Raw genomic sequence first — 21,503 nt, 5'->3', positions numbered from 1 at the left:
TTATTCGCGTGTGACAATATTGTAAGATAGTCACTAGTATCTTTGTCTTAGATGACTCACTTTTTGGTTAATGCAACACCATCAAAGTGAATACCGGCACAGCCGTGTTGGATAAAATTGCGGATGTTAGCGTGATCCTCACCATTTGGATTATTTAACACATCGTCACGATAGAACTGGCCGAAACAAGCCAAGGTTGATGATTCATCTAAGCCTTGCAGTTGTGCGAAGGCAAAGATCTTACAAGAGCCATTGTTTTGCCCTGCTTGATTTTGAGTTTCTCCGTTTACAAAGCTGACTGGGTGAAAGTCAAAATGTTCGTCGATCACCTGTATTGACTGTTCAAACATAACCTCATTAGGTGTGCTGGCCAGTCGTTTTAGAAACTTATCCATTTATCGCTTTCCTTACAGTTGAATAGACTAACTACTATATCACTAGGCAAAAAGAAAGTTAGCCCCCAAACGGTGAAAGAACCGTTTGGGGGCGTATGAGTGTGCTTTAGTTATTTAAAACGGTGACTGACTGTTGACATGGGTAAAGCGGCTGTAAAGCTTTGCAACTTCTTCTGGATCAAATGCCTCTGTATAGGTTAGCTCACTGAGGCGGTGAGTAATATTTTGCAAATCATGGGAGCGTTGCTGCGCTCTATGCTGGTAACGCTCGAATGCTCTCGGAATATCAAAAAAGTTTGATGCTAAGCTTTGGGCAAGAATAAAAGCGTTCTCGATACCAAGACTAAAGCCAATGCCCATGGTGGGCAAAACGGCGCAGCACGCGTCGCCGAGCAGTACGGCATTCTCGCGTGACCATTGAACAAATGGGGCAATATCGACCAGAGGTGAGGGGATAATTTGCTCGTCAGGTGTTTGGGCAATCATCTCTAGAAGATAAGGTGAGTAGTGAGCAAATTGGTCGAGTATTTTTTGCTTGTCTAATGTTTCATCAGACTCCATCTTGCAGGCTGCAAACCAGTACTTGCCTTGTGTTTCACGGTTATAGGTGTAGGTCACAATGCGTGATTGCATTCCAGCAAATACATAACATTCCTCATCGCTTAGCGAAGGGCTGTGGTAATCAACCATGCCTCGGCAACAATACACGCTGGGTTGGCGGAGAGTGACTTCAGGAGCAACAAATTTTCTTACCTGAGAAAATACCCCATCGACACCGACAATAACGTCAGCCTCCAATGGTTCACCGTTAATAAGTATGGTGTCATCTTCAACGGTACAATGTTGCCCTGTGATTATGTTCTCTTCGCCATAGGTGTCGAGTAAAAGCTGATAAAGGTCGCGGCGGTGGAATAGACCAACATCTGCATTTACTTTGCCGTTGACTTGTTGCATTGAAAGCTGGTTTAGTACTTCAGCATTAAACGTCGCGGTAGTGAGAAGATCGACCGTATTACCAATGCGCTTTACTTTGGCGGCGTCGGTTAGTGCAGCTAGCACTTGCATACCTTCCGGCCACATGATGATACCAGTCCCATCAATGCGCGGTTTATCAGACTTTTCATAAACACTTGCCTCAATACCAAACATACGCAGAGATAGGGCCAAGGCAAGTCCATTGAGACCCGCTCCCACGATGGCTACATTCAGAGACTTTTTATCCATTTCATACTACCAAAAGTGACTAATATTGGTTTTACGGTAACAGGAAGGGTAATCAACGGGTAGTGAAAAGTCGTATTTTGCTGTTATTTGATGCAAAGTTAATCTTTAAGAGAATGTGTGTTGATTTGTTTAATGATATTTATACTTTTTAGAGAGTTTGATAGGCGAATCGACTATAAGTAAAGGTTGTAATTCATAGATGGGTGAATGAACCTAGCCCGATGAGTAAAAAGAAATGATGGCAAAAAAATCAATGCGTAAACTAATAACGAGAACTGCTTGCCTAACGGGACTGATGAGTGTGTCTGCTTGCTCATCATTTGTTAGTTTGGAGACACCTAATAAAAATGATAGGGTTCAGTCTATTGTTATCCATTACACCCAAGAGACAGAAGAAAAAACTCTCAAGCTTTTTAATAGCCCTGAAGCCAATGTCAGTGCCCACTTTGTGGTCACGGAAGAAAGCATCTACCAGCTTGCTGAACTTAACCAGCGCGCATGGCACGCAGGGAAAAGTTTTTGGCGCGGAAGAAGTGGTCTTAATGACACGTCAGTCGGCATTGAATTAGTCTACGAGGTGGATTGTCATCGTTTGGAAAATACAGGAACCCCGACTCAGACAATGACGTGCTTGTATCCTGATTACCCACCAAAACTGATAGAAAATCTGATTAAGGTGCTGGATAAGATTTATCAGACTTATCCTGATATTCAGCCTGTCAACCTTGTCGCTCATCAAGATATTGCGCCAACGAGAAAAAGCGATCCTGGACCTAAGTTTCCTTGGCAGTATGTGTACAGCAAAGGTTATGGGGCATGGTATAACAGTGATGATTACTTGAGAGAATACAGCAAGCTTGTATCCCAACCTGTCAATCCTGATAGTTTCTATAGAGCTATCGAGTATTACGGATATCCCCAAGTAACGGATGCCAATAAAACCGATGTGATTAAAGCATTTCAAACGCACTTTACACCTTGGTTAATCAGTGGTGAAGTGACTCCCGAAAGCATGGCGGCGATTCTTGCGCTCCTCAATAAATATGATCAGGAACACTACCTTGAAATCAGTTCAGAGATGGATGGTTTTATGTTGCTTGAGCCAGAAAGTGCTTACTGATTTTGACTTGTCTATTGAACCCCAAAGCCAGCATTTGGGGTTCATTGAGTTTTGTTAGTTTTTGGGTGAGGGTTTTTGGTTTTCTAGGACTTGCAGTTTTGCACGAATAAATTCGCTGTGGTCGACATAAATAAGCTCAGCAGTTTTGCGAATGACGGCGTCTTCTAGCGGGTCTATTTCACCATCGGCATTGGCGACTTCCCACATCGATTTAATCAGATCAAAACGTGCTGCTTGGCTTAATTCCCTCAGCTGAGAGGTAAATTCGTAGAGCGATGCGGATTGACGGCTTTTAGCTTGCGCACGCGCGATAAGCTCAGCGGCCTCTTCACTACTTGTATCTAGCAAACGAGCAAGCAAGGTATTTTTCGCCTGAGTTTCCGCCTCATCCGTTTTATGGTCAGCATTGGCAACTTCACACAGCAAACATGCCATTGCTAGATTTGGGTCCGCGCTGTCATGTTTGCTGAGGTCATTTCCCTCGACTAACTGCTTAAAAAGCGCCGATATGGAATTCAACATGTTATCTGCCTCGACATTCTGTGTTATTTCTATAGATAGTGATTATTCTCGATGAGCACAAGTGCTTTGACAAAAAGATGACTTTTCATCAAGCGGTGGAAAGTCGATTTCATTGCCTTCTCCAGTCAGTATTGAGATACGTTTAGGCTTACCATGTTCATCAAGCTTTAACTCCCCAACCGCACTGGCATTGACTAGATATCGAGACCCACCAATATTTGGTTGGCGTTTTTTAACTTTGAGCCGCTTGCGCTTGGTAAAGAAGTTCAGCGGTGAGCTAGGTGAGTAGAGTACTCTATCTATATGATCACAACATCCGAGTAAGGGCTCTGGAAACTGGTTCTTGAAACCACTCGAAGTAATTTGATAAATGTTGGGGCTGGAGCGACGAAAACGAAGCTTAACATCATAAGCGAAAGAGTAATGCACATCACCGGAGAGGATAACGAAATTGCTCGGTGTTTTGGTGTGAGTAAAAATACTCAGCAGGGTATTGGCACTGCCTCTGTGCGCCATCCAGTTTTCTGCATCAATCACCAAGGGCTGGCCCATCATGGTCATGCTTTTTTGTAAAGCTTCTATGAATTTAACGCCAAAAATAGGGGCGGCAGAGACCACAATGACTTTATCTTGGTACATCAACTCTTGTTGAAACTCGATAAGGGCTTCCCAGTCCATTAAGCCAGAGGGCTTGTTCATCTTAGACTCTGAACGCCAGCGACGAGTACGAGTATCAAGTACTACCACTTTGGGTGAGGTATCAATTGTGTAGTGCCAGCGCTCAAAACTGTATAAGTAGCGGATAAGATCTCTATGGTGTTGCTCAGTCGGCTGTTTGAAATAGCCGAGAGCAAGAGATAAAAATTCCTGATTGAAGTTATCAGGCTCATTCCCCCAACCTTGACATAACCAATAAGCAATCAGGGCATTACCAATGATCTGATGCGAAAACGGGTTAGTGTAGGCCGCTTGCTCCCATCCTATGGTGAGATTCCAGTCATCGGTTACATCATGATCATCGAAAATCATATAGGTGGGAATATGAGCAAAAAGCCGTTGGACTTTAGCCAGCCCTTCAATAAAACTCCCCAGTCTCTCGTATTCGCCTTGCCATTTCTGCTGATAATGTTCAGAAATCGTTTTGCCATTGGGAGTAAAGGCTTGGTCGCTGAGGCGATCTCGATTGATGCATGGCCACAGAGTAGGGGACCAGACTAGCAAATACATGGCAAAGTATTCAGCAAAAGTGATGAGGTGGTTTTCACTTTCACGCGCACTGAATATGGGAATATGCCGTTTAGGTAAGAATTTGCGGATCCAAGTCTCTTCGCCAAAGTGATGAGGAAGTATGCTATCTCGCCCATAAAAGCTATCTGGGTGCAAATATAAATCTTTGGCGGAGCTAAGTGGTCCGTCAGGGAAGGTTTCGTCGGGTAATCCTAATAACTCGATAGTCTGAAGTATGGCGTCAAGTAAAGGGCCTGATACGTGGTCTGCATATATTTGATCGCCACTCATCATCAGCATATCGGCTCTCTCGCCCAAAGGTTGCGATGCGAGCTTAGTATCCATAGCCACTAGAGCATCTTTACTAGGATGATCCGGGTTACGACACGAGCCGTGTAAAACGTAATCCGCTTTAGTGGAAATCTTAAAAGTCAGTGCCTGCTCATTATCATGCAATAAATGCGGGTATAACTGACTCAGTGGGCCGTTTTGAGTATGGAATTCGTAACTTAGCGCTACATTGGTTGGAAAGTGGTGCTCGAAATGAGCCAGAGTGACATAGCAATGCTCCCCAACCTTAACTTGATTACATTGTTCAATCGACTGTTCGAAAATAACACCACGATCGGGTTCATGATTGAGAGAAAACTGTCCTTGCAGTGGTTCGCTAGTCACAAGCCAAAAAACCAAATCCTTGGCGGAGGACTTTCTTAAGATTGGGCCAGCCAATAGAAAAGGGAGTTCATGTTCTGTCTTCATTAAATATCTGTTGGGTCCTTAGGTACTTCTGGGTCTTCTAAGATCTCTATGATTTCAGAGCTCGACATTTCATGGCCCATAAGAAATAGGGCCAGCATAGCATCTGCTTTAGTTTTTGTATCGGAACTTTCATCGATAATGTGTTCAAATCTTTTACGAATCATATCAATCTCATGCTCAACAAAGCCGCGTCCTTCCTCATCGCCTTGCATTTCTTCTGGCGCATTGTCGAATTCAAGGAACAACATTTCTTGGTCGAGCTGAGTACTAACCAAACGCTCTGGCAGCCATACATCGCCAGTTACCAGCTCTGGGTCTTGAGTCTCATCGAGTGAGTCGATAATTTTCTTTAAGTCTGAAGCTTTCACGATTTTTTCAATTTTGGGTAAAGGTATACTCTTATAGTAATGGTGAATTGCATTAAGCGATAAGTAAAAACGCATTTAGTTTTATCAGCTTTGTACAATTTCGTCTGCTCTGTAATTTTAAGGCATAAAAATGAACAGCATACAGACATATTCAGCGCTGATGATGCTAATAACAACTCCTACCAGCTTTTCTTACGCACAAGATCAAACTTGGGGCATTGCTGCGGTTTATCGCTCGGCATCGATTCCTTTTGTGACGCCTGATAATAATCAAGCTGTCGGCTCCTTTGTTCCCATGATGTATTTTGATAATCAGCAGGTGTTTATTGATGGATTACAAGGTGGTGTTTATCTGTGGCAATCAGAAGATGAGGCTCTAGAGTTTAACGCGCTGATGCGCTTAAGGTTTGTTGATATTCCCGCTTCTGCCCAAAATGCCAACGGCGGAGATGCGGTCGATTTTGGTGCTCAGTTGGGGTATGCCTTTAACGATACGTGGCGAGTCAACACAGAACTAATGACAGACGATGAGTTTCGGTTTCACGCCAATTTTGCCCTTAAAGGCGAGTATGAGTACCAAGATTGGCAGGTGAATCCCTTTGCCGAGATCAGGTATAAAGATGCTGACTTTAATACTCAGTATTATACATTTTCGGCCTCTGACGACGAAAAACTTGGCGCCGGTGTTGATTTTAGATTAGGGGTTGATGCCCGTTATCACTTGTACTCAAACCTCTATTTACTAGGTTCAACCAGTGTCCGTCGTCTTGATAGCAACGCTTACGACTCTTCAACGGTTGACGACAGATATCAGGGTGAGGTGTTTGTTGGCTTTGGCATCTTCAATAACAAGACCAGTGATTCGAAAAAAACATTGACTGACTCAAGGTACATACGCTTGGCTCATGGCTGGGCCACGCCGTCTAACATAGGTGAAATACTCGCGTTAGACACTCAATCTGATCAATATAACAACCAAATGAGTTCTTTGTTTTATGGTCACCCGCTGACAGACCAATTGTTTGGCGTGCCGATAGATGTGTATTTCACCCCGGGTATCGCTCATCATTGGTCTTCCGAAGTGCAATCTGCCAGTACAGAATATATCGCGGCGATTAAATTTTATTACACGATTGAATGGCCTTTTAAATGGCGGCTGGGCTTTGCTGAAGGTATGTCTTTTATTGATAGCATTACCTACATAGAGCAGACAGAAATGGATGAAAAAGGGTATAACGCCAGTAATTTACTCAATTACTTGGATTTATCACTTGATGTGAATCTAGGAGATCTGGTCGGTTATTCTGAGCTCAACAAAGTGTGGTTTGGGTATTCACTTCATCACAGGAGCGCAATATTTGAGCAAGCGTCCCAGTATGGTCGAATCAAGGGTGGCAGTAACTACAACACGATTTATTTTCAATTTGAGTTCTGATCCTAAACTAGTAGGTAAGACACTGTTATTCTCTCGTTAATCCCGCAGGTTTGAAGTATTTTTATTGTTCATTGTGATACAATACGCACAGTTTATGGAGTAAAAAGAATAGGTAACGCTTTGACATCGTCACAGCCCAAAACACGCCCTACCGAAGAGCACACAGCACAAGCCAATACACCATCTTCTTTGCGCAGCGCTTTGAATCAATGCATGCTAAGAGATAGGTTTCGCCTTAGTAAGCGTATCTCTGGTGCGAGTAAAATAAAAAAAGAGCAGTCACGTCATGCTGTGTTTGATGAAATTGCATTGGATATTGCCAAGTCAATAATGGAAGCAGAGCAAAGAGCGAGCTTCAAGCCCAACATCGACTATCCAGAGATATTACCGGTTAGCCAGAAACGGGACGACATTGCTCAGGCAATACAAGACAATCAAGTGGTGATTGTTGCTGGGGAAACCGGCTCAGGTAAAACCACTCAGTTGCCTAAGATTTGCGCTGAACTTGGGCGAGGTCAATATGGCTTGATTGGTCACACCCAACCTAGACGTCTGGCAGCAAGGTCTGTGGCAAGCAGAATTGCTGAGGAAATGGGCACCAAGTTGGGGGATTTTGTCGGCTATAAAGTTCGATTTAACGATCAAATCTCAGACCAAACTCAGATCAAACTGATGACAGACGGTATTTTGCTTGCTGAAATTCAGCACGACCGCTTTTTAAATCAGTATGACACTATCATTATTGACGAAGCGCACGAACGAAGCCTCAATATCGATTTTATTCTGGGTTATCTCAAAGAGCTCTTGCCTCGTCGCCCTGACTTAAAAGTCATCATCACATCGGCAACGATTGATCCACAGCGCTTTTCAAAACATTTCGACGATGCACCGATTATTGAAGTGTCGGGCCGAACTTATCCTGTTGAAACTCGATACCGTCCATTGAGTGGAGACGATGATGTTGATCGTGACCAGTTAGAAGGCATCTTCGAGGCGGTAGATGAGTTATGCGATGAAGGGTTAGGCGATATTCTTATCTTCATGAATGGGGAACGTGAGATCCGTGATACAGCCGATGCTTTGAGTAAACGGAATTTAAAGAGTACGGAAATTGTTCCTCTATATGCTCGCCTTTCAGCAGGTGAACAGAATAAGATTTTTCAGCCTCATGCAGGGCGTCGAATTGTACTAGCCACCAACGTGGCCGAAACCTCTTTAACAGTTCCTGGTATCAAATATGTTATTGATCCCGGAACGGCTCGAATCAGTCGTTATAGCTATCGAACCAAAGTTCAAAGACTTCCCATCGAGCCTATCTCTCAGGCGAGTGCTAATCAGCGTAAAGGTCGTTGTGGCCGTGTTGAAGAGGGGATATGTATCCGCCTTTACTCTGAACAAGACTTTGAATCTCGCCCTGAGTTTACAGATCCTGAAATACTGCGAACCAACCTAGCGTCGGTTATTTTGCAGATGACGGCACTGGGTCTTGGCGACATTCAAGCTTTTCCGTTTGTTGAGGCTCCAGATAAACGCAATATCCAAGACGGTGTGCGTTTGTTAGAAGAGCTTGGCGCTATTAATGAAAGTGCTAAGGACGCCAAAAAACGTCTCACCCCAATAGGTAAGCAACTTGCACGGATACCCATTGATCCTCGCTTGGCGCGGATGGTATTGGAAGCGCCAAAATATGGTGCCCTGAAAGAAGTGATGATTATTGCGGCGGCGCTATCCATTCAGGACCCAAGAGAAAGACCAAGCGATAAACAGCAATCGTCGGATGATAAACACAAACGCTTCTTCCACGAAGAGTCTGACTTTCTAACCTTTGTCAATGTTTGGGATTACGTGCAAAAGCAGCAGAAATCGCTGTCGGGAAATCAGTTTCGCAAGCAGTGCAAGCAAGATTACCTGAACTATCTCAGAGTTAGAGAATGGCAGGATGTTTACTTTCAAATCCATCAATCAATGCGAGAGATGGAATACAAGCTCAATGATGAGCCGAGCAGTTATCAAAGTGTTCACAGTGCGATTCTTGTCGGGCTTTTATCCCATATTGGTGTCAAAGATCAGGAGAAGAACGAATATCAAGGTGCACGTAATGCGCGTTTTCATATCTTTCCTGCTTCGGGGTTATTTAAAAAACAGCCTAAATGGATAGTGTCGGCGGAATTGGTCGAAACCTCCAAACTATGGGGCCGTATCATTGCTAAAGTGCAACCAGAATGGATTGAGCCACTGGCTAAACACTTAATTAAAAGAAGTTACAGCGAGCCTCATTGGTCGAAGAAACGAGCTGCGATCATGGCACATGAAAAAGTCATGCTTTACGGCGTGCCAATTGTGCCCAAGCGGTTAGTCAATTACGGCAGCATTGACCCAAGCGTTAGCCGAGAGCTGTTTATCCGCAGCGCCTTGGTTGAAGGCGAATGGGAAACCAAACACGCTTTCTTTAAGACTAATCGCAAATTATTGCAGGAAGTGGAGCAGCTGGAGCATAAATCTCGTCGGCGCGATATATTGGTTGATGATGATGAGTTGTTTGATTTTTATGATCAGCGTATCGGAACCGAGGTCGTTTCTGGAAAGCACTTTGATTCTTGGTGGAAGAAGGCGTCGCAGACCAACAGTGAGCTGCTGAATTTTGAAAAAGAGATGTTGCTCAAGGGAGATGCCAGCCATGTAACGGAATTGGATTACCCTAATTTTTGGTATCAGAATGGGTTAAAACTTAAGCTCAGCTATCAATTTGAACCGGGCGAGGATAATGATGGTGTCACGGTTCATCTGCCTCTGCCTGTTCTTAACCAAGTTGAACCTGCTGGTTTTGATTGGCAAATTCCGGGCTTAAGACATGAATTGGTGGTCAGCCTAATAAAGGCGCTACCAAAAACCTTACGTAAGAACTTTGTTCCAGCGCCAAACTACGCAGATGCGTTTCTCGCCCGAGCCACTGCGATGGAAAGCCCGCTTTTGGACTCGCTAGAAAAAGAGTTACGCCGCATGACAGGTGTTGAAGTGCTGCGTGAAGACTGGAACCTTGAACAGGTTCCCGATCATCTTAAAGTCACATTTCGGGCCGTTGACCACAGAAACCGTAAGCTCAAAGAAAATCGCGATCTTTACCTTTTGAAAGAGAGCCTGAAAGACAAAGTTCAGGAGACACTATCAAAAGTGGCTGATGATGATATTGAGCAAAGAGATCTAAAGACTTGGAGCTTTGGAGAACTGCCTAAAGTCTACCAGCAAAAGCGTGGTGGTTATGACGTTAAAGCCTTTCCTGCGATTGTTGATGCAAAAGACAGCGTTGAAATTAAGTTGTTTGAAACCGCTGATGAGCAACACTTAGCGATGCAAGCTGGGCAGCGTAAACTTGTTTTACTCAACGTACCGTCACCGATTAAATATCTGCACAGCAACTTGCCGAACAAATCCAAGCTGGGACTTTATTTCAATCCTTATGGAAAAGTCTTGGACTTGATTGATGATTGTATCGCTTGTGGTGTTGATAAGTTAATTGAAGAGCAAGGTGGTCTGGTTTGGCAGTCTGAGGCGTTTGAGAAACTTAAAGAGCATGTACGCGCTGAACTTGGGGATACCGTTGTTGAGATTGCTAAACAAGTGGAAGTAATTTTGACGACTGCCTTCAATATTAACAAAAAGTTGAAAGGGAAAATTGATTTCTCCATGGCATTCGCCTTATCTGATATAAAAGCGCAAATAGAAGGGCTTATATTCAAAGGCTTTGCGACAGAATGCGGTTGGAAGCGGTTACCCGATATTCTTCGCTACATGCAGGCGATCGAGAAGCGTATGGAGAAATTGCCAATCGATCCAAACAAAGATCGCTTACATATGCTTAAGATTGAGTCTGTTGCAGATGAATACAAGGAACTATTAAATAAGGTTCCTAAAGGGGTAATGGTGCCTGAAAAGGTGAAGCAAATTCGCTGGATGATTGAAGAGCTTCGCGTGAGCTATTTTGCTCAGCAGTTAGGGACGCCATATCCGGTATCGGATAAAAGAGTCAAGAATGCGATCAGTGAGTGCTAGCGAGAATAAGTGCTCACTAGTCGTTTTAGGTATGCAAATTGCTTAATTGTAATACAGAGTAAAGTTTTTGACTGGGAAGGCAGAGGATTGCCGTAGCAGTTTCTGTCAAGGATAATAGAGAAGGCTAACTATGAAAAAATCACTATTAGCACTGGCATTGCTAAGTGCTTCAGCAGCGGTATCGGCAGACTCGTTGATTTACGGCGGGGCTAGCGTTGGACAAACAGACTTAAACGGAGAGTCGACGACTTCTTATAACGTTCATGTCGGAACGGGCCTCTTGCCTTTTATCGGCCTTGAAGCGGGTTATCAAGATCTCGGTAAGTTCGATCGTGTTGACTACAATGGCATTAAAACTAACCTAACAGGTAGCGCCATTTATTTTGCTGTAAAGCCAAGCATTGATTTCGGTCCTCTCCATGTGTATGGAAAGGCGGGTGTGCATTCATACAACCTGAAAGCCGATGGTGGCTTTGATGAAGATGAAGTCGATGTGACCTATGGTGTGGGTGCTGAGTACTTTGCCCCCGGACCTGTACCGATTTCTTTTGGTGCAAGTTACAATGTATTTGGCATGAAAGAAGACGATATTACTAATTTCTCTTTGAATGCGACTATCCACTTCTTGTAATATTCACTTTTCGTAACATCGACGCATAAATAAAAGCTTGGCTGTTTATAGCCAAGCTTTTTTATTTTGTACAATAATTCATATCATCTTATTGTAAGTGTATCTGAAATTTATAAGATAGCTAAGTACTATCTTAGGATGAAACCTACTCGTATTCGAACATAAATGAGACATTAACTATTTTCACGAGGTTCTAGCGTTTCTCTCATTACAAATATAATGGGGTCAGGTCTTGCTTCAGTTTATCTTTCATTATTGTGCTCAAATAGTATCAATCTATAGTGCTAATTTTACCTGTTACGGAGGTTGGAGGATAGTTAGTATAATTTAGAAATACTAGTATGAAGATTGGATAATAAAAGTCGTGTAGTAGTTCCCTCCGACACAAATTGTATTAGAGTTGCTATAAATACATTACATAGCTATGCATGTTTGGTTATACAAATGACTTCTCTCACCAATGTCGAAACATCTCTGATATAAACGCCTAATTTCGACCGTTAGACTATAAATGTCATATGCAACATCGATCACATAAATTGCAATTTATTGAAACTATATTTCACATATAGATATATTTCACTTATTATTTTTTCTCATTATATAAACCAAAGATTATAAAGGAATACTTAATGATAAAAAGAACTCTTCTACTCAGCTTTTTCTCTCTGGGAGCTACAGCTTCACCCATTCAGATCGATAGTTGCGAGAAACTACTCAACCTTGAGAATAAAACTAACTTGGATTATGAACTGGTTCAAAATATTGATTGTGCTGGATTACTTCATAGCAATCCTAAAATATTTTCAGGAAACTTAAATGGTAATGGTTACTCAGTATCAAACCTATCAATTATGGCAACTAAGGGGAACATAGGACTATTTTCTAAAATTGACTCAGGAGAAGTCAAGAACCTAACTATTAATAGCTTTCAAATTACCACGCAAGGAGTGAAAGCACAGACCGTTGGAGCTTTAGCGGGATTATTAAATGGTGGGCTTATTAAAAACGTTACAATTTCTAATTCGTCGATCGTAAATGCTGTAGGAGCTTGGGCCACTGGTTTACTAGTTGGTAGAGCAGATAATGCCATGCTGCAAAATATTACTGTAGAGCATAGCATCTTAAGTACAACTACAAAGTCTGGTAGCGTTGGTGGAGTCTCTGGCTGGCTAATAGATGGTGCGGGAGCAAACGAAATTAAGGTCCATGATCTTAATATGACGATAAAAAATAATAGCTTTAACGACACTGGAGGTATATTTGGAAAAGTATACAATACAGATCTAAGTTTGCTAGAAATTACCGATAGCGCTATTAAAAGAAATGACTTAGCAAAAAATGGTCATAACGGATTATTAGTCGGGAAGCTCGACAAGTCAACCATCAATAATGGTAGTTTAGTAAATGTTACTCATAACTTTTTGCTTGGTAAATATAATGGCATTGCAGCAGGAGTAATAAATCAATCAGAAGGCGATGAATTAGTATTAAATAGCATCTCTCACAATGATGAAGATAACACTTTAGGTTGGCACTATATCGATGCCAAACAAACATATAGAACTAATAATCTATATATTAACTTGGATAACGAATCTACTTTGCCGCCCCCTGTATGTCGCTTATAATTATAAAAATGTTTGATAGACTTATGGAATCATATGTATGCAGTAAAATGATTTTTTATTCCATGAAATTAGATTGATTTTAATTATTTAAAACTTAGTGGTATATTTTTTCGAATCTTTTACCTGAAAAATGTAATGGGTCAGGCTTTAATTCTTGTTACCCATGAGCTTTTCTATATCAAATCTACTGTTGTAATACTCACTTTTTATGACATCGATGGATAAATATAAGCTTGGTTGTTTGTGGCCAAGCTTTTTATTTTGAACATAAACATGTCAGTGGTTTTGCTAAACTATCAACTTATATAATAAATACAAGTACCTTAAACCACGTTATTGAAGCTAGCGCTCAGGTTTACATGCGATAGTTAGTCTCGACCACTCTTGCTTTGTACCGATTGCAAACAAACTGACTATAAACAAACAGATACCTGAACTTACCAACCAAAAAGTTAAAGAATTATCTGGAAACATAGACAAAAAAGGAGAAAGCTCTCAGGAGAAAAACACTGGTAACCACAACTAAAATGGAGCGCGTAAATGGAAGTTTCCTTATTACGCCAGCCCCTGCCAAGGCAAAAGTACCCCAGACACACAAAGCTGCTGCTATTGTAAGCGTGATAAGTGTAGGGTACCAAAGTCCTTGCTCCGCCATTTGTGCCATCGCTTCTCCGGCCCCGAACAGTCGATACCAATCAGCCCCAAATACAATACATCCCAAATGAGCTAATGCGGCTAAAAAGCAACACCCTGAAGATGCTATGAGACATTTGTTCTCACGACGATTCATTTATCCTCCTTGATACCTAAGGCTTACTCGACGACTAAATGCCGTTTGTCATCCAGCTATGATGCAATCTTTGTATCACAATTCAACTAAAAATCAATATATTACAGGAAGGTAAAAAGGGACGTGTTTGATTTAAAAACGGCAGTGCTTCTATACGAACACTGCTATTTTACTTTGAGCAATAACTCGTATCACCTTACAAGCTTTTGTGCACAACTTTCGTAGACTAATCACTCAAGTTAGGAAAGTTACGGAAACTTTAAGAATTGCAAACAATGATACAAGAAGCTGACACATGGCCCTGCATGTGTCAGCACGGTAGGGTATGCTAAGAAATTGCAGGATAAATTAGTCACACAACTTAGGGTCTAAAGCGTAAGTTCTACTTGAAAACTTCAAAGCTAGCTCTCGCTTAGATGTGCATTCTATATAGCCTCTACTCGCAATTTCTTTTTTCAACGCTACATTCATACCCCAACCAGTAATAAAAGATAAAATAGTTATAAAGCCTAAAATAATGAATACTATTTTAGGGATCCATTTCGCCTGTTTTCCTGTGATTAAAGGTATGGTTGAGAATACAAATGCGATAACGGAGCTCATGAGGCCGGCAAAAGATGACGCATCATTGAGAGCACCGCTAACTTTTATTGTGTCACTTAGATGATTGAAGTTATGGATGATTTCTATAGATTGTTCCCAAGAAATCCAAACCATTGGGCTACAAGCCAACATGAAAAGGAGAGCTTTAAACCGACTAACTTTCATCAATCAGCTCCTTTATTTTATCTTTTAGTGGCTTTGTGTATTCATAATGATCATCAATATCCGAAACGTACCCGCCAATTACAAAGGAAGATACAGCAAAAACACTTAAACCGACAGCCACGGGTAGTGTTGCGCCAAAAGCAAACGCAGATATCCCACCAATAACTAGAGTAAATCCTTGTGCAGCTACGCCAGCAACAACCCCCTTGGCTACATCAGCAGAATATTGACCGACAACCTCACCCAAGGTTTTTTCATCATGCATGATGTAATCTACGGCATTGACTGCACCACTGAAAACAAGCTCTACATAGATGTTACCTTTCAAGAAGTTAATATTACCCTTAACAGTATTCAGTGAGCATCTGATTTTAAGTATTTTCTAGTTAGGGCTTGGCTCTAACTCGTTATCACTTGGATAAGGCAAAATATCTCAAACCTAAACCGTTTGTGTACAAACATTACTTACTTGTAGCTAAACGGGAAGCAAGTACCAAAAATACCACACCCAACATACCATCGATATGACGGTTTAAACGTAAGTTACGGCCTAGCAAAGAACCCAACTTACTAAAAGACATTGAGAAAATAGTATTGATACATAAAACAATAAAACTAAGGATGGTTCCCAAGATGAGTATCTGATTGGTCAAAGGACTATCAGAATGAGTAAATTGAGGTAAGAACATACTGAAAAAGAGTAATGCTTTGGGGTTCATAATATTGTTAATTAAACCAAGGTAGATTAGCTCCTTGTTACCCAGATACTGAATCGTCTGACTTGCAGATACGTCTTTGTTATTCTTTAGCCACCTACGCAATAGATTTAACCCAAGCCAAGATAGATAAATCGCCCCAACAATTTTGATTGCTAATACCAAAAGTGGTATTGCTTGCAATAGTTTTCCTAAGCCAAATGCGACTAACAGTGTTTGAATCAATCCCGCGATGAAAATACCAAGAGACACCATTAGTCCATTTTTAAAGCCACGAGTCGAAGAATATGTTGATATAAGCACTAAATCTGGACCAGGAGAAATTGCCAAGAATATTGTGGTAACAAAGAATAGCGGTAATACTGTGGTATCAATCATTTTTTACTGGCTCCTTTCTTTTTGCCAGATTTTACCCGCTAATTATTTGATATTAAAGCCTAATACACGCTACATGATTTGGCATGAAGTCAGAGTTGCTTAGTCTTCAATGGAGCTTTCGAATACTAAGCAGAAATCGTTTGTCATCATCATGATTTTAGGAAAAGTAATGATATAATTAGCAATTGTATGTTCACTGTAAGCTTAGAAGAGGCATCTTCGTGTTTCATGCCCCTTAGCGCCTCTCTGGACTAACGAGTTATGTTCGAGATGGTTCCAATGCATTACAAATCAGCTCCAATGGCCCATTCATCATTTCGGTTTTGATCAAATTCGCATCATGACAACAACTGGTAGAGAACGCGAAACCATGTAAGTAATCAGCCAGCAAATCTAGGCCATCTTTTGCCACTTTCTTGTTTAAATCTAGAGGTGCAATAATAGTTTGATAACGCTCAGTAAACACTTGGGCAGGTCCATATGATGACATGCTTAGCATCGTTTGTAGTAGGCCGTTGTTCTCGCGTAACAGCTGGATATAACTAACACATAAACGTTTTAACTCAGCTTGCCAGTTTGAACTTTCCTGAGGCTGATAGATCTCCGCCACAAGTGATGTGGTAAGTGCTTCCAACAAAGCATTCTTGTTTTTGAAGTAATAATAAATCGCCATAGGGTCTACATTTAATTTCGCCGCTAATGAACGGATAGTGGGAACTTTTCCATCTCTTTTCATCAAATATTTAGCCGTTTCTAGAATGCTTTCGGCACATAACTGTGACAGTTTCCCTACTGGTCGCCCGCGTTTCTTTTCATTGACAGCCATTTGTTCTTCCCGATAAAATCAATAAAAATTCTACTGTGTAGAATTAATTTTAAACAAATTTTTTGCTTTTCTCTACCACGACAAATTTGATGAGGCTCATATGGCAAACATCGTGTTTATTGCAGCCAGTCTGGATGGTTTCATCACAGATAAACAAGGTAAACTCGACTGGCTATATTCTGTACCAAATCCAAACAATATTGATACTGGATTCTTTACGTTAATGGAGCGAGTCGACGGCTTGGTGATGGGGCGTAATACCCTCGATGTGATTCTGAGTTTTGATTGCGATTGGCCTTACACAAAACCAGTGTTCGTGTTGAGCAACACCATGACGAAAGTGCCACAAGGCTATGAAGGAAAGTTATTTTTTGTCAAAGGTGAGTTGAAAGATATTATCTCGGAACTGAATGCAAAGGGATTTTCTGATCTATACATCGACGGTGGCGTGACAATTCAAAACTTCCTCAACGAAGATCTGATCGATGAAATGGTGATCACTCGCTTTCCTATCCTGCTTGGTGACGGCGCACCTTTATTTGGTGAACTAAAAAATCCATTGAACTTCAAAGTAACCAAGAATGAAGTGTTACTAGAAACCTTGGTTCAAACCACTTACGTACGAGAGAAATAATTTCGACTTCTGTATCTAAACACGCTTCACAGCAAATTGGAGGGCATTTTACGATCTGCTTGAGTAACAGTTAACAGGTTTTATCTTTTGTCTCATCGATTAATTTATGTATTGAAAAGGTTTCTGAATTGTCCACAAAGTAATATTAGACGTAACTCCCTTCGGGGCAAAAATGAACTAGCCACGATCGCTAGCTCGTTTCTGGACATAAGTGTGGCAGTGCCTTTGCTAAATTAGCTATTCACGGATAACTTCTCGTATCCCAAAGTGACGAAGTGCACCTCTATGCGAGATGCCGATTTTTGAAAGCTTTTGGACATAGCCTTTTACCTCAGAACCATGGTGGCAGATTCGTTTAATACAGGATTTTTGTCAAAACATGCAAGATACCCCGAGTCTATACTGTACCACTAAGAGGTTGTTTTTGTATCTAATGGTTGGTATTTTGAACTCTAAAGGACTAATGCGTTTGTTATCTTCTGGCAGTATATCGATTATGAGACGCAGATCTATAGCCACAAACCCCATTCAATAAGGACATCAATATGGAAATTCAAGTTTGGATTACATATGTGGTAACGGTGTTGGTGTTAATGAGCACACCAGGGCCAAGTCAACTTCTTATGTTATCGAATAGTATTGGTAGTGGTTTTAGACGATCAATTTATACCGCAACTGGTGACTTGACGGCGAACTTCTTTCAGATGGTAATTGCAGCACTTGGTTTGGCCACGGTTATTGCAAACTCACAACATTTTTTTACCATTTTGAAATGGGGTGGTGTAGCGTATCTGCTTTATTTAGGCATGAAATTATTGTTATCAAGTCCAGGCAACTCCATTGAGCAACAAGGTCAACAACGCTCTAAGTCCTCTCTTTATTGGCAAGGTTTTATAACATCAGCAGCCAACCCGAAAGCAGTAGTTTTCTTTGCAGCCTTGTTCCCTCAATTTATAAACCCTGAGTCAGGATTGCTCATGCAGTTTGTGGTTCTCAGCTCTACCTACTTAATAATGGATGGCGTATTCTTGTGCTGCTACGGCAAGTTTGCTGAGTCTATAGCACATAGACTACATGGGAACATGAAGCACCAGTTGGATAGAATGTCAGGTATATTTTTAGTGCTTGCAGCAGTACTGTTAGGCAATAAAGAAGTAAGTTAGCCATGAACAGACGTACGGAAACGTCAATGGGCGATCTGTCACTGAGTCAGTGCGTTAACTTGGTAAAGGGGGCATTTTGTATTTAATACCCCGTCAGCACCCTTCTGGACAATTCTGAGTCAGTGAGTTTACTAATTTAGCTTGGTACGGATAACTTTTAGTACCCCAAAGCACAAACAGCTATCGCTTCTCACGATGGCTGATATGCACGAAATGGACAAAACCAAGCAATCTCTATCTATGGCATTGGATTCGCTTTATGCAGAATGTTTCGCTGAACATGCAAAATGGAACTAGACCCGAAACGCCCTAGATATTCAGCCCTAGAGATATTAAGTCTTTTTCACATTGGCCTATATCTTCAAATTGAATTGCATGCATACCAACAGACTTTGCTCCTTCTACGTTGTAAAGCATGTCATCAATAAACACGGTCTCTGAAGCTATAAGTTCGTACTTATTGAGTAATAAGTGATAAATTTCTGGTTGAGGTTTCAGCATGCCCACTTCCGCCGATACTATCGCTCCATCAAATAGCGGCCAAAATGAGTAAGTTGACTTTAAGTAGGCTACTATTTCGTGAACGTTATCCGTTAGTGCATAGACACCATAACCTGCACTCTTAATACGTTGAATGAGAGCAATGGAACCAACTATTAGACGTTGAGTCTGCTTTACATAATAAAACAGCTCTTCACACTCCTGCTATGAAAACCCGAGAATCTGCTGATACTGAGTTTTGGCTTCTGTTTCTGATATGAGTCATTTGTTCAAATCTATCCACGTCTGGGATTGGAAGGTTGCTTTGGCAAATTGTTGATGATCTTCACTCTCCACAAAAGTGAGTCGAGTAATTTCTAAAGGATCCCAACGAACAATCACGTTGCCAACGTCGAAAACAATGTTCCTTACTTTTGGTTGAGCCATAGTTTTATACCTGAATGAATTGGTCGTTTAGACATGCTGAGACATCAAAGTAATCCCTTGCTGATGTAACTCCATTTATAGTGGGTTGTGTGGGAGCAACAGCGGTAATATTAACAACATCACACCCAGCGCTTAGAGCGGATTGGATACCTGCTAGAGCATCTTCAAAAACAAGACAATGCTCAGGGAGCACTTTTAGTTTTTCGGCCGCTAGCTTGTAACCTTCTGGGTCAGGCTTTCCTTTTTGTACATCCTCTACGGTAACCAATATTTGAGGGACTGGAATTGAGGCAGCCATCAATCGTTGAACGGCCAATTCTCTTGGTGCAGACGTATATATTGCCCAGTCGTGATCGTTTAACTTGTTCAGGAAAGCAATCGCTCCGCGTATAGGTTTTACAGAATCGACATTGTCCAATTCTATTGCTTCCAGCTTAGCAACTTCTTGTTTGATATTAAGGTGGGGCATCAGCTCTTTGATGACGTCGTCCGCTGGGCGACCATGAGATATAGCTAAAATGCGCTCGACATTGATGTTATGTTCTAGCGCCCATAGACTCCATGCTTTTTCGACAGCGCCCTTTGAATCGACAAGTGTTCCATCCATATCAAAGATGAATTTTGCATAGTTCTTCATTCTTTCAACCTCTTTAAGTTGTTGTTAGTTTTTTTCGAGGTTAGCTAAGCTCTTGAGACTATTATTCGGTATATTTAGCGCTTTTAGTCGCACTATTTGGACATTAAATGATACTATCTCGACAATGTTTAAAGGCATTATTTATTGGATCTAGGCAGAATGAGACCTATACCGACGAAAAGCTTGATACGTCCAGGCTACTCTTGGAGACATCATTTAGATGACTCTCCCTTAGAGTTATTGAAAGCTCATTTTCACAGTGAGTTTGAATTTCTGTTGCTGGATCACTACCAAGGCGTAATCAGGATTGGAAGTGTTGATATAGATGTCACTTCGTGTTCTTTGTTCTTGATTCCTCCAGAATTACCCCATGATTTAAAAGGCTTAGTAGCAAATAGTAAAAAGCTTCCCCCCGAGAGGTACAGTCTATGGGTTGATAAAGAATGGGTGTCGAATATGTTGTCGCACTGTAAGGAAATGAGAAAGCTATCCAGCATACTTGGTGATGGCTTATCCATTCAATTTTCCCGACCAACGGCTGTCGAAGTGAAAACAGTCATCAACCAGATTGATTATAAAACCTCAAGCCTAGAGCAGCTATCGGTGCTTTTTCGTGTTTTTTCAGTGGTAACTCAAGACAAGAATCCCGTGACTTTAGGCTCTTCTGAACATGTTAAATTTGAGTCTGAAAAAGATAGAATTGAAGCACTATCTGAATATTTGAATCAGCACTATGCCCATGATATTTCGTTGCATGATTTGTCTCAGCATATTTTTTGTTGTGAGCGAACGGTTAATCGTATTTTTATTCGTCATTTTGGCGAAACATTTAGTCAAAGGTTGAAAAAAATACGATTGAGCCATGCTGCTAGGTTGTTAGAAACGTCTAGCCTGAAAGTCAGTCATATATGCCAAATGGTTGGATACAATAATACTTCAAATTTTAATCGGTTATTCAAGAGCTACAAAGGAATAACACCTAGGGAGTACCGAGATAAATTTTCTAGTAAATAGCAGATAGAACTATGTATTCAGATAGTTGTTCACCAGTTCACACAAGTGAGTAGCTCACTCGTTTGTTCATTAACGGCTTATCACGCCCAAAGAAATTGCATAACAATGCAAGCAGAAGTTGTCGGATAGAAGTGTCGATTTTGCACATAAATGAGAGATGCTGAGAATCGTTGTTCCGCACTCAGTCATAACTACAAGTATCGGAAATTCAGCAGCGTGATCCATTGGTTAGTCATTGCACTAAGGCGGAATGGGGCATCTTTAATTTAAAAATGGCAGTGCTGCTAT

19 protein-coding genes and 1 pseudogene are annotated in these 21,503 nt (G+C 41.3%); 8 read left to right on the top strand and 12 right to left on the bottom strand.

Features of this window, described 5'->3' with window-relative positions; genetic code table 11:
• Positions 1–56: 56 nt before the first annotated feature.
• Together MHN79_RS05915 and MHN79_RS05910 are read right to left on the bottom strand one after the other, a co-directional pair.
• On the bottom strand, positions 57–395 hold the full coding sequence (locus MHN79_RS05915) for a HopJ type III effector protein (RefSeq protein WP_239172098.1): 339 nt from the start codon (positions 393–395) through the stop codon (positions 57–59).
• A gap of 114 nt (positions 396–509) precedes the next feature.
• Positions 510–1,619, bottom strand: coding sequence for an FAD-dependent monooxygenase (locus tag MHN79_RS05910; RefSeq protein WP_239172097.1), 1,110 nt, complete (start codon positions 1,617–1,619; stop codon positions 510–512).
• 253 nt (positions 1,620–1,872) lie between these two features.
• On the opposite strand from MHN79_RS05910, the gene MHN79_RS05905 reads away from it, so the two are divergent.
• Positions 1,873–2,739, top strand: coding sequence for an N-acetylmuramoyl-L-alanine amidase (locus MHN79_RS05905; protein ID WP_239172096.1), 867 nt, complete (start codon positions 1,873–1,875; stop codon positions 2,737–2,739).
• 54 nt (positions 2,740–2,793) lie between these two features.
• On the opposite strand, the gene MHN79_RS05900 is transcribed toward MHN79_RS05905, so the two are convergent.
• Genes MHN79_RS05900 through MHN79_RS05890 form a run of 3 tightly spaced genes read right to left on the bottom strand, consistent with a single transcriptional unit; the run spans position 2,794 to position 5,615 of the window.
• On the bottom strand, positions 2,794–3,261 hold the full coding sequence (locus tag MHN79_RS05900; RefSeq protein ID WP_114784569.1) for a TerB family tellurite resistance protein: 468 nt from the start codon (positions 3,259–3,261) through the stop codon (positions 2,794–2,796).
• A 42-nt stretch (positions 3,262–3,303) separates the two neighbouring features.
• Positions 3,304–5,247, bottom strand: a complete 1,944-nt coding sequence (locus MHN79_RS05895) for an alkaline phosphatase D family protein (RefSeq protein ID WP_239172095.1) — start codon at positions 5,245–5,247, stop codon at positions 3,304–3,306.
• A complete protein-coding gene (locus MHN79_RS05890) occupies positions 5,247–5,615 on the bottom strand; it encodes a hypothetical protein (protein WP_239172207.1) in 369 nt (122 codons plus the stop codon). The genes MHN79_RS05895 and MHN79_RS05890 overlap by 1 nt, the downstream gene beginning before the upstream one ends.
• 160 nt (positions 5,616–5,775) lie before the next feature.
• Between MHN79_RS05890 and MHN79_RS05885 the strand changes: the two genes are divergently transcribed.
• The 4 genes from MHN79_RS05885 (at position 5,776) to MHN79_RS05870 (ending at position 13,362) form a co-directional block, all read left to right on the top strand.
• Entirely contained in the window at positions 5,776–7,050 is a 1,275-nt protein-coding gene (locus MHN79_RS05885; RefSeq protein ID WP_239172206.1) for a MipA/OmpV family protein, read from the top strand.
• 120 nt (positions 7,051–7,170) lie between these two features.
• Complete coding sequence (gene hrpA, locus MHN79_RS05880; RefSeq protein ID WP_239172094.1) at positions 7,171–11,100, top strand: ATP-dependent RNA helicase HrpA; 3,930 nt, start codon at positions 7,171–7,173, stop codon at positions 11,098–11,100.
• Positions 11,101–11,230: 130 nt separating this feature from the next.
• On the top strand, positions 11,231–11,731 hold the full coding sequence (locus MHN79_RS05875) for an outer membrane beta-barrel protein (RefSeq protein ID WP_152430664.1): 501 nt from the start codon (positions 11,231–11,233) through the stop codon (positions 11,729–11,731).
• A 632-nt stretch (positions 11,732–12,363) separates the two neighbouring features.
• On the top strand, positions 12,364–13,362 hold the full coding sequence (locus tag MHN79_RS05870; RefSeq protein WP_239172093.1) for a hypothetical protein: 999 nt from the start codon (positions 12,364–12,366) through the stop codon (positions 13,360–13,362).
• Between the two features lie 460 nt (positions 13,363–13,822).
• Here the strand turns inward: MHN79_RS05870 and MHN79_RS05865 are convergent, their stop codons facing one another.
• The 5 genes from MHN79_RS05865 to MHN79_RS05845 all read right to left on the bottom strand — a co-directional run bounded on the left by MHN79_RS05865 (position 13,823) and on the right by MHN79_RS05845 (position 16,840).
• Entirely contained in the window at positions 13,823–14,152 is a 330-nt protein-coding gene (locus MHN79_RS05865) for a hypothetical protein (protein WP_239172092.1), read from the bottom strand.
• A gap of 348 nt (positions 14,153–14,500) precedes the next feature.
• Positions 14,501–14,920: a hypothetical protein gene (locus tag MHN79_RS05860; RefSeq protein WP_239172091.1), complete on the bottom strand. Its 420-nt coding sequence runs from the start codon at positions 14,918–14,920 to the stop codon at positions 14,501–14,503.
• Positions 14,910–15,248, bottom strand: a complete 339-nt coding sequence (locus tag MHN79_RS05855; protein ID WP_239172090.1) for a hypothetical protein — start codon at positions 15,246–15,248, stop codon at positions 14,910–14,912. Before MHN79_RS05855 ends, MHN79_RS05860 begins: the two co-directional genes overlap by 11 nt.
• Positions 15,249–15,381: 133 nt before the next feature.
• A complete protein-coding gene (locus MHN79_RS05850; protein ID WP_239172089.1) occupies positions 15,382–16,014 on the bottom strand; it encodes a LysE family translocator in 633 nt (210 codons plus the stop codon).
• Between the two features lie 259 nt (positions 16,015–16,273).
• The gene (locus MHN79_RS05845; RefSeq protein ID WP_239172088.1) at positions 16,274–16,840 is read right to left on the bottom strand and encodes a TetR/AcrR family transcriptional regulator; all 567 of its coding nucleotides are present in this window, start codon (positions 16,838–16,840) and stop codon (positions 16,274–16,276) included.
• A 100-nt stretch (positions 16,841–16,940) separates the two neighbouring features.
• Between MHN79_RS05845 and MHN79_RS05840 the strand changes: the two genes are divergently transcribed.
• A complete protein-coding gene (locus tag MHN79_RS05840; RefSeq protein WP_239172087.1) occupies positions 16,941–17,474 on the top strand; it encodes a dihydrofolate reductase family protein in 534 nt (177 codons plus the stop codon).
• Between the two features lie 545 nt (positions 17,475–18,019).
• Positions 18,020–18,637, top strand: coding sequence for a LysE family translocator (locus MHN79_RS05835; RefSeq protein WP_239172086.1), 618 nt, complete (start codon positions 18,020–18,022; stop codon positions 18,635–18,637).
• A gap of 309 nt (positions 18,638–18,946) precedes the next feature.
• On the opposite strand, the pseudogene MHN79_RS05830 reads toward MHN79_RS05835, so the two are convergent.
• A pseudogene (locus MHN79_RS05830) lies at positions 18,947–19,564 on the bottom strand (HAD family phosphatase).
• Positions 19,565–19,568: 4 nt separating this feature from the next.
• On the bottom strand, positions 19,569–20,201 hold the full coding sequence (locus MHN79_RS05825; protein WP_239172085.1) for an HAD-IA family hydrolase: 633 nt from the start codon (positions 20,199–20,201) through the stop codon (positions 19,569–19,571).
• Between the two features lie 159 nt (positions 20,202–20,360).
• On the opposite strand from MHN79_RS05825, the gene MHN79_RS05820 reads away from it, so the two are divergent.
• Positions 20,361–21,215, top strand: a complete 855-nt coding sequence (locus MHN79_RS05820) for an AraC family transcriptional regulator (protein WP_239172084.1) — start codon at positions 20,361–20,363, stop codon at positions 21,213–21,215.
• Positions 21,216–21,503 lie beyond the last annotated feature (288 nt).

It is taken from the genome of Vibrio sp. Of14-4 (assembly GCF_022347625.1).
Classification (GTDB): Bacteria; Pseudomonadota; Gammaproteobacteria; order Enterobacterales; family Vibrionaceae; genus Vibrio; species Vibrio pristinus.
Note: the sequence above shows the minus strand (reverse complement) of the source record. Positions and strands in the feature narration are given on the sequence as shown.

Bases quoted from the DNA above. Each gene is read 5' to 3' on its own strand.
- MHN79_RS05915 (WP_239172098.1), bottom strand. From the start codon at position 395: ATGGATAAGTTTCTAAAACGACTGGCCAGCACACCTAATGAGGTTATG.
- MHN79_RS05910 (WP_239172097.1), bottom strand. From the start codon at position 1,619: ATGGATAAAAAGTCTCTGAATGTAGCCATCGTGGGAGCGGGTCTCAAT.
- MHN79_RS05905 (WP_239172096.1), top strand. From the start codon at position 1,873: ATGCGTAAACTAATAACGAGAACTGCTTGCCTAACGGGACTGATGAGT.
- MHN79_RS05900 (WP_114784569.1), bottom strand. From the start codon at position 3,261: ATGTTGAATTCCATATCGGCGCTTTTTAAGCAGTTAGTCGAGGGAAAT.
- MHN79_RS05895 (WP_239172095.1), bottom strand. From the start codon at position 5,247: ATGAAGACAGAACATGAACTCCCTTTTCTATTGGCTGGCCCAATCTTA.
- MHN79_RS05885 (WP_239172206.1), top strand. From the start codon at position 5,776: ATGATGCTAATAACAACTCCTACCAGCTTTTCTTACGCACAAGATCAA.
- MHN79_RS05875 (WP_152430664.1), top strand. From the start codon at position 11,231: ATGAAAAAATCACTATTAGCACTGGCATTGCTAAGTGCTTCAGCAGCG.
- MHN79_RS05870 (WP_239172093.1), top strand. From the start codon at position 12,364: ATGATAAAAAGAACTCTTCTACTCAGCTTTTTCTCTCTGGGAGCTACA.
- MHN79_RS05865 (WP_239172092.1), bottom strand. From the start codon at position 14,152: ATGAATCGTCGTGAGAACAAATGTCTCATAGCATCTTCAGGGTGTTGC.
- MHN79_RS05860 (WP_239172091.1), bottom strand. From the start codon at position 14,920: ATGAAAGTTAGTCGGTTTAAAGCTCTCCTTTTCATGTTGGCTTGTAGC.
- MHN79_RS05850 (WP_239172089.1), bottom strand. From the start codon at position 16,014: ATGATTGATACCACAGTATTACCGCTATTCTTTGTTACCACAATATTC.
- MHN79_RS05845 (WP_239172088.1), bottom strand. From the start codon at position 16,840: ATGGCTGTCAATGAAAAGAAACGCGGGCGACCAGTAGGGAAACTGTCA.
- MHN79_RS05840 (WP_239172087.1), top strand. From the start codon at position 16,941: ATGGCAAACATCGTGTTTATTGCAGCCAGTCTGGATGGTTTCATCACA.
- MHN79_RS05835 (WP_239172086.1), top strand. From the start codon at position 18,020: ATGGAAATTCAAGTTTGGATTACATATGTGGTAACGGTGTTGGTGTTA.
- MHN79_RS05825 (WP_239172085.1), bottom strand. From the start codon at position 20,201: ATGAAGAACTATGCAAAATTCATCTTTGATATGGATGGAACACTTGTC.
- MHN79_RS05820 (WP_239172084.1), top strand. From the start codon at position 20,361: ATGAGACCTATACCGACGAAAAGCTTGATACGTCCAGGCTACTCTTGG.